Source organism: Mesorhizobium sp. M7A.F.Ca.US.010.02.1.1, assembly GCF_004023085.1.
Lineage (GTDB): Bacteria > Pseudomonadota > Alphaproteobacteria > Rhizobiales > Rhizobiaceae > Mesorhizobium.
This window is the reverse complement of the sequence record NZ_RZRV01000033.1, coordinates 62,015-69,808: the sequence shown is the minus strand read 5'-3', so window position 1 is coordinate 69,808 and position 7,794 is coordinate 62,015. Positions and strand designations below refer to the sequence as shown.

At 58.1% G+C, this 7,794-nt stretch carries 7 protein-coding genes and 1 pseudogene; 1 reads left to right on the top strand and 7 read right to left on the bottom strand.

Features of this window, described 5'->3' with window-relative positions; genetic code table 11:
* Window positions 1-906, top strand: a pseudogene (locus EOA19_RS26060) (IS5 family transposase); the annotation flags it as partial.
* 248 nt (window positions 907-1,154) lie between these two features.
* Here the strand turns inward: EOA19_RS26060 and EOA19_RS35690 are convergent.
* The 7 genes from EOA19_RS35690 to EOA19_RS26020 form a co-directional block, all read right to left on the bottom strand.
* The gene (locus EOA19_RS35690; RefSeq protein ID WP_176477193.1) at window positions 1,155-1,823 is read right to left on the bottom strand and encodes a hypothetical protein; all 669 of its coding nucleotides are present in this window, start codon (window positions 1,821-1,823) and stop codon (window positions 1,155-1,157) included.
* Window positions 1,824-2,385: 562 nt separating this feature from the next.
* On the bottom strand, window positions 2,386-3,162 hold the full coding sequence (ehuA, locus tag EOA19_RS26050; protein ID WP_063170381.1) for an ectoine/hydroxyectoine ABC transporter ATP-binding protein EhuA: 777 nt from the start codon (window positions 3,160-3,162) through the stop codon (window positions 2,386-2,388).
* A 119-nt stretch (window positions 3,163-3,281) separates the two neighbouring features.
* On the bottom strand, window positions 3,282-3,950 hold the full coding sequence (gene ehuD / locus EOA19_RS26045) for an ectoine/hydroxyectoine ABC transporter permease subunit EhuD (protein ID WP_063169345.1): 669 nt from the start codon (window positions 3,948-3,950) through the stop codon (window positions 3,282-3,284).
* Window positions 3,947-4,618: an ectoine/hydroxyectoine ABC transporter permease subunit EhuC gene (ehuC, locus tag EOA19_RS26040; RefSeq protein WP_063169346.1), complete on the bottom strand. Its 672-nt coding sequence runs from the start codon at window positions 4,616-4,618 to the stop codon at window positions 3,947-3,949. The genes ehuD and ehuC overlap by 4 nt, the downstream gene beginning before the upstream one ends.
* Before the next feature lie 59 nt (window positions 4,619-4,677).
* The gene (ehuB, locus tag EOA19_RS26035; RefSeq protein WP_082826582.1) at window positions 4,678-5,550 is read right to left on the bottom strand and encodes an ectoine/hydroxyectoine ABC transporter substrate-binding protein EhuB; all 873 of its coding nucleotides are present in this window, start codon (window positions 5,548-5,550) and stop codon (window positions 4,678-4,680) included.
* A 224-nt stretch (window positions 5,551-5,774) separates the two neighbouring features.
* Window positions 5,775-6,896: an alpha/beta hydrolase gene (locus EOA19_RS26030; RefSeq protein ID WP_063169347.1), complete on the bottom strand. Its 1,122-nt coding sequence runs from the start codon at window positions 6,894-6,896 to the stop codon at window positions 5,775-5,777.
* 770 nt (window positions 6,897-7,666) lie between these two features.
* The gene (locus tag EOA19_RS26020) at window positions 7,667-7,786 is read right to left on the bottom strand and encodes a GMC oxidoreductase (protein ID WP_281034207.1); all 120 of its coding nucleotides are present in this window, start codon (window positions 7,784-7,786) and stop codon (window positions 7,667-7,669) included.
* Between the last annotated feature and the right edge of the window lie 8 nt (window positions 7,787-7,794).

The window sequence follows — 7,794 nt, the reverse complement described above, 5'->3', positions numbered from 1 at the left end:
GGGCTGGCGATCCTCAAGCACACCTTCAACCTGTCGGATGAGGTGCTGTGCGAGCGCTGGGTGGAGAACCCTTACTTCCAGTATCTCACCGGCGAGACGTTCTTTTGCCATACGCTGCCGTTCGACCTCTCGTCGATGACGCGCTGGCGCAGCCGCATGGGCGAGGAGCGGATCGTGGCGCTGTTGCAGGAGAGCCTCAGCCTTGCGGTCAAGACCGGGGCGATGAAGCCGGCCGACACGCGCCAGGTGATCGTCGACACAACCGTGCAGCCGAAGAACGTCATGTTCCCGACCGACGCCAAGCTCATCAACCGGGCGCGCGAACGGCTGGTGCGGCTGGCCAAGAGGGAAGGAGCTCCATTTGCGCCAGAGCTATCAGCTGGCGCTGATCAGCCACCAGCGCTATGCCCACGCCAAGCAGTTCAAGCGGGCCAACAAGGCGCTGCGCAGGCTCAAGACCTATCTCGGCCGGACCATTCGCGACATTTCTCGCCAGATCGCCGGCGATGCGGGGCTGGACGCGCTCTTCAAATGGCCGTTCTACCAGGCCGCCACCGTTCTCTAGCAACGCCAGCGCCAGCGCGGCCGCAAGATCTACAGCCTGCACGCGCACGAGGTGGAATGCATTGGCAAGGGCAAGGCGCATATGCCCTACGAGTTCGGTGTGAAGGTGTCGGTGGCCACCACGCTGAAGCGCTCCAAGGGCGGCCAGTTCGCCCTGCATGCAAAAGCGCTGCCCGGCAATCCCTATGACGGCCACACGCTGGCAAGCGTCATATCGGCCACATCAAGAACGAACACCGCATGGGCCGCAACTACCTCGCCGGCCAGCAGGGCGACGCCCTCAACGCCGTCCTGGCCGCCGCCGGATACAACTTCTCCCTCCTGCTCAGGTGGCTGAAGTGATTTTTGTGGCCCTTGATCGCCCTGCTTCAACTCCGGCCGAAGTCGGTCGCCGCTTAGCGTCTGGATCACGGTCGACCAGCACGAGTTCCAAAAATCCAACCTGCATCTCAGGCACCGCGTCCTGACCTCGGAAATCGAGGATCCAGTCTCGACAGAGTATTCGACAAGATGCGGACGTGTGTTACAATAACGAGCCGCAACTCATACCAGACATGAGCTCATATTTTGGGATAGTGGCCTCCAAGCGGTCAAGCCACGGACGCGAATGTCATCCGATAAAGGGTCGCGGCGTCATAGATGGGCAGTCCTGTCCTACGACGGATTGCTGACGTCACCATCGGGAACAATGTACATTCAAATAGGAGGGCGGCAATCCCCGGATGTGCGGCGCCAAGTCGCGCGACACAGGCTGCAACCTCCGACTCCATTTCAACAACACCAGCCGGCCACGCGTCACCTTCAATGCCGCCGATGACTACTCTTGCCTCTGCGGATGAATCTATGCCCAGCAGCTCTTTGCCGCAGTGTCTTGAGTCTGCGGCCACAACGGCGAGCTTTGCGTCAGCTGGAAGCTGCCGGAGTAGCGTGGGCGCCAGTAGCAGGCTCGACATGGCCACCGGGACTTCGACAGACGCGGCCACTGCAGCCTGGTACCGGATACTGAACCCGCAGTCCCCGGTTATCGCGACTGCTCCGCGCTCGACCAACCGCCTGGCAGCTGCAATGTAGGCCGGCTCGAGAGAAGCATCACCGGGAATGACCCTCTCCTCCAAAGCCCCGGCCGCGGTCTCTATTATAATTGGGAAGTCGAAAGTTGCCGGGTTGAAGACCGACTCCGGTTGCGGTGGCGGAAATTCACGAGGCGGAAGTCCGATCTCCAGCCCAATAATTCCGAGGGCCCTTTGTTGAGTTGTCACGGAAGCATCCTTCTTCTGGAAGCAGCTAAGATGGTGATTTCGGCAGCAAATGCCCATCACCTGCGCGATACAGGTTCTCTCTGAATGCACGAATTTAACAGCGTCGAAACGGCTGTTTCAGAGAAACATGCCTTTCCAGGCGCAGTAAGTCGGCATTGTTTTGGTGCATTCGCATGAAAGCCGTAAAAACTGGGAAACCGCAGAACGCTTGTGCGACCCTCCCCGGGCCTGTAGGATACCGGGTTTGCGTCCGCCGTCAGACAATCGTGTTAGGGCACTTTCCAGAGCCCAGATGCCCTGAATGGCAGATTGAACGCACATCAGATCTTCAAGCTCGCAACTGCCGAACGGGCAGCGCTATTTACCTAACTCGACCAATCTGGGGCTTGGACCGGACGATCCTAGTTATGCAGTCCTGAATGAACTGGGGCAGTAACCTCGACATCAACCCGGCCCTGAAAAACCGCGCGTAGGTTCGTCGCAGGGCAGCCTGCTCCGAACGGACCAGTTCCTGCCCGGAAGCCACCCACGGGATAACTCAACTAGCGGCACAACCCGCAACTCACCTCGTCTCCAGCACCGCATTGAGAAACTGCTGCGTTCGCTCGTTTTGCGGATTGCCTAAAAGCTGGCTGGGCGGGCCTTGCTCGACAATCTTACCGCCAGAAAAGAAGCACACGCGATCGGAGAACTCCTTGGCAAAGCCCATCTGGTGCGTGACCATCAGCATTGTGAGGTCATGTTCGGCGCTGAGCTTGCGGATGACGTTGAGCACCTCTCCAACCAGTTCCGGGTCAAGCGCTGATGTCACCTCGTCAAACAGCATCACCTTGGGCCGCATGGCCAACGCCCGAGCGATCGCCACGCGTTGCTTCTGGCCCCCGGAAAGCTGGATCGGGAAATGGTTCTTCTTGTCGCCGAGGCCCACCAAGTCGAGCAGCTCTGCCGCTCGGGCCTCCGCCTCCTTCTTCGAGAGCCCAAGGACGGAGATCGGCGCCTCCATGCAGTTCTGCAGAGCAGTCATATGCGGGAACAGGTTAAAGTGCTGGAACACCATACCGATCTTGGCACGCACGCGACGGAGATGACGCTCGCTCGCCGGCACTATTTGGCCGTTCTTCTGCGTATGCGTCAACGGTTCACCGTCGACCCATATCACCCCCCCGTTGATGTGCTCAAGCGTCATCAGCATGCGCAGAACGGTGGTCTTGCCCGAGCCGGACGGACCAATGATGGACACCTTCTCGTTGCGTGCGATCTCGAGATTGAGTTCGTCCAGCACCGTCAACGCGCCGTAGCGCTTTGTGACGTTCTCGAAGCGAACTATGGGTTCGTTCATGACTTTTTCGCTGCGCCTGATATCGAGGTCAAGCTCGTCCCGCCTGGCTGATGCCCTAGGGCGCTTCGTGAGATCGTCCTCGAAGCGAAGCACAAATTCGCTCATAGTATAAGGCCTCCCTATTGCAGATGGTAGCGGCGGTTGAGCCAGACGCGGACCGACTGCACGATAGCGGAAGCAACCAAGCTGAACACGTAGTAGAAGAAGCCGCACATAGTGATCGCTTCTATGTATCGATAGTTATTGCCCCCGAAATTTTTCGCCTGCTGCAGCATCTCGAAGATCGAGATTGCCGCCAGGACCGGCGTGTCCTTGAACATGCCGATGAAGTAATTGCCCAGAGCTGGCACCATGGGCGGGATCGCCTGCGGCAGAATGATTGTTCGCCAGGTCCGCGTTCGCGAAAGGTTTAGTGCCGTACAGGCCTCCCACTGGCCGCCATCCACATTCTCGATGCCGCCGCGGAAGACTTCGGAACAATAGGCTGCATAGTGGATCCCCAGCACGCCAACTCCCGCCGTCCAGGCAGGAATGAAGATTCCGATCTGCGGACCAACGAAATAGACAAAGAACAACTGCAGCAGCAAGGGCGTTGAACGGATAAACTCCACGATCTCCGCCATGGTGGTCGAGACGTAGCGGTTTGGCGACTGGCGAATCATCGCGAAGACAAGACCCAATATCAGCGCGATCGCAAACCCGAGCAGCGTAGCCTCAATGGTGACGATCGCTCCCTGATAGAGATATGGGAAAGCCTCCCATACGTAAGACCAATCCCAGATCTTCAAGCCACCTGCTCCCGAACGAAACCGCGCGAGACGCGGCGTTCCAGCCAGCGCACGAAAGGAGTGATGAGGGCGCGCGCGATGATGTAATAACCGAATAGTGCAACCGCAAAGAACAGCATATAATCGCCAGTTGCGTCGGCCGCCTGCTTGGCGGCGCTAGTAAATTCGGGAATGGTGATGAAGAAGACGAGCGAGCTACCCTTAAGCACATCGATGAGCATGTTACCCCAGGTCGGCAGCATGGCGCGCATTGCCTGTGGGAGGATAATACGCCGCATCATGGTGAGCCGCGAAAAATTGAGCGCTGTAGATGCCTCATACTGGCCCCTATCAACGGCCTGAATGGCGGCGCGGACATACTCGGCTGCGTAGCCAGAGGCATTCATTCCGATCCCCAAAATTCCGACAGTCCACGGCGACAGGAAAATACCGAAAATCGGCAATACAAAGAACCACCAGTAGAGCTGAACCAGCATGGACGTCCCGCGGAAGAATTCGATGTAGGCGATACTGAACCAGCGCAACTGCCGACGGGGAGAGACTCGGGTCAGGCCCACGAAAAGCCCAAGGACGATCGCTACGACGCAGGCGCCAAGAGTGACGATGACCGTAGTCATGACGCCCTTGGTGAGCACGGCAAAGATAAAGCTGAGATCGACCTTACTCATATGCCCTCCCCACTGACCGCCTACCGGCCAAGGGCCGGGGAGCGGTCAGACGCATAGCTTCAGCCCTTGCAAAGATCAGCGGTCTTGCTGCCATCCGGGAGATCGCGTTTGGTGTAACCATATTTGCCGACCGCGGCCATCATTTCGTCAGAGCCAATATAGTCTTTCAACACAGCATTGAACGCGTCTACCGCAGCCTGTTCGCTGAGCGGGAAGGCTATGGCGGGATGTTCATTCGGTCCCGGCGGGGTATACGGGTCAGCCACCTCAATGCTGGGATCCTGCTCGGCAAGAGTCGTCGCGTTCAGACTATAGAGCGAGCCGGCAGCGGCGCGGCCGGCCTTTACAGCCTGTACGACCTCGGGCGGTCCGGCGACCTGCATAACCTTGTCGTCAGGGAAACCTAATTTCTTCGCCTGCTCGACTGCGGTGGTACCCGTCATGATGGCCAGGGTAAGCCCCTTCTTCTGAGCGTCATGGAGGGAATGCAGCGCTTCCGGATTGCCCTTCGGCACGATCATCGAATCATTGCTCGATGCGATCGGTTCGCTGAACAGGACGTTGCGGCACCGCTCCGGCTTAATCCACATGCCGCCCGTGATGATGTCAAAGCGACCAGCCTGGAGGCCCGGGACAAGGGAACCCCAATCGGTTACGACCGGCTCGATTTTGGTCGTTCCCATCTTTCTCAGAACGTCCAGTGTCATCACATTGACCAGGCCAAGCGGCTCGTTGTTCGCACCAGGATAGGCACTGGGAGGCTCATTGGTGAAGCCAAGACGGATCGTTTCTCCGTTCTTAATCTTATCGAGCAGCGACTCCGCCGAGGCCGAACCGGCAAAGGACGAGATTGTCATCGCCGCCAGGCCGAGCGCGGCAATCCTCTTCAAGATTGCAGCCTTAAAGCATTCGTCGAGTTTCCACTTGACCACTGGTTAGTCCTCCGTTTTCGCATCGCCGATGGTCTCCCGATATGCCTCGGGAAAAGACCATTGCATCATTTGTTGAGCTTGTAGTCCGGCGGTTCCCATCATCGTGTGAGCTGCAGGGTCCCCACTTAGGTATAGATTCCTCCAGTCGATCCTTTGCTACGCCACTTGTGCATGCTTCGTGAGCGTAGCAGCGCAGCTGTGGTGCTTTGTGCGAGAAATGCAAGTTATTCGCAGAAATTCGGTGATTTTTGGGTGCATACGCACATTTCCGTCATCCCCGTGGTTCGTTGGAAGTGAACAATCGCGAGCTGTGGTATGGCCAACTGAGGCACACCACGTCTTGCATGACTCCTGCCCTGCCCGGTTGGATGGGCGCCACCGCCTGGGCTATGCCCTTGTTGCCATGGCAGGGCACAAGTTCGTCGTATGCGACACGCCGCTGAGAGATTCGCCTCGGAGACGCTGGCCCGAGCATTGTTCCCGTCACAGTTGATCATTCGTGCCATTGACGGATGAGTCTGTTCACGGCTTCGCTCCGGATCAACCTGGACGGAATCGCCGGCATTATTGAGCAGATGGAAATCTGAATTCCTGATCAGCTTCGCCAGGTTGATCCCTTGCTCCGGCGTCGCGGTAGGGTCGTTCTTGGACCAGATGATCAACGTCTGGGCCTGAAGCTGATCAAGGTAGGGGAAGATATACTTCTGCTGCAGCAGTGGATAACGATGCAGGTTTGTCTCGTCTTCCGGCAATCTCTGCCAGATCTCCCATTGTCCCCGAGCCGCGGCCCGCCGATAGGCTTCTCGCTCGGCGCATTCCACATCCTGCCCGTGGGCGCGGCAGCTTTTCCGCCGTGCGGTGATGTATTCCTCTTCGCTCGGCATCGGGCCGGAACAGCCGTAAGCCTGCCGGCAGGCCTCCAGCCAAGCTTCGTCACGGTCATCTCCGAACGCCGGCGACACGGAGTTAGCGGTCAGCAGGACAAGCTTAGAAACAAGATCGGGACGCACGATCGCGACCCGCGCGTCGACGAATGATCCTTCTGAATGGCCGACTAGCGTGATCTGCTTCAAACCCAGTTGTTGGAGGAAGCTAATTACATGATTCACACGACCGAGCCGGTTAATGTATTTGCAGTCAGCAGGATAATCCGTTCCCCCAAAATGGAGTTGATCAATCGCTACTACCGTAAATTGATCGGATAGCCCGTTCAGCTGCCGAACAAAGGAACTCTTAGCCTCTGCACGGAAGCCCGCCCCCTGCAGGAAAACAATCGGCCTACCAGCTCCGTTCTCGCAGTACGATGTCTCGACACCATCAACCGATACGCGATGCTTGGTGATCATCGGTTCCTCGGCAAAAGGAGGGGCATCAGGTCGGCATTGCGACATGCGAGATGGACTGCCATTGCTCACTCCTGAGCGTAGCAGCCTCACATGCCACGTTGCCGAACTATCTCGTCTGAATACCGGAAATCGGCACCCCGGAGCCTCGCGTCTTGTCACTTTGCTCTGTCGTCGCCCAGCCACTGCGGCCGGGAGCCTTTTAGGTGCATGGGTGGCATTCCCCGCAAGATTTCAACCCTTGCACAGGTCGCCGGTCTTGGTGCCGTCCGGCAGATTGATTTTGGTGTAGCCGTATTTTGACCGACTGCATCATTTGGTCGGAGCCGATATAAGTATTCAATACCTCGTTGAAGGCATCGACCGCCTGCTGATTGGGCAGGAAGGCGAGACTTGGGTAGCCGGCCTTCCCAGCCGGCGGGGTGAACGGATCTGCCATTTCAACGCTGTCGACCTTGTCAGCGAGCTCCTTACCGTGAAGTAGTTTAGCGACCCCGCCGCCGCGCGGCCGACCTTCACTGCCTGCAAGAATTCGGCCTGGCCGGCGACCTGCATGACACGATCCTCCGGAATGCCCGCGTCTTTGGCGGTCGTGACCGTGTCGGAACCGGCGGTGGTGACCAGCGTTAGGCCCTTATCACGAATATCGTCAAAGGAGTGCTGGTCTTTTGGGATTGCCATTCGGCATGAGCAGGGCTTCGGTGAACTTAGCAAGCGGCTCGGTGAACACCACATTGCGGCAGCGCTCCGGCAGAATGTACATGCCGCCTGGCCTAGCTCCGTCTGCCGTCTCTCAAGGTTGTGTCGGCCAATTTCTCAGCCACCATAATCGTCGGAATGTTTGTGTTCGCCCGAGGGCAAAATGGCATGACGGAAGCGTCGGCGATCCTCAAACCCAAAA

Coding starts and splice junctions, on each gene's coding strand:
- ehuA (WP_063170381.1), bottom strand. CDS start 3,162: ATGAACGAACCCATAGTTCGCTTCGAGAACGTCACAAAGCGCTACGGC.
- ehuC (WP_063169346.1), bottom strand. CDS start 4,618: ATGAGTAAGGTCGATCTCAGCTTTATCTTTGCCGTGCTCACCAAGGGC.
- EOA19_RS26030 (WP_063169347.1), bottom strand. CDS start 6,896: ATGATCACCAAGCATCGCGTATCGGTTGATGGTGTCGAGACATCGTAC.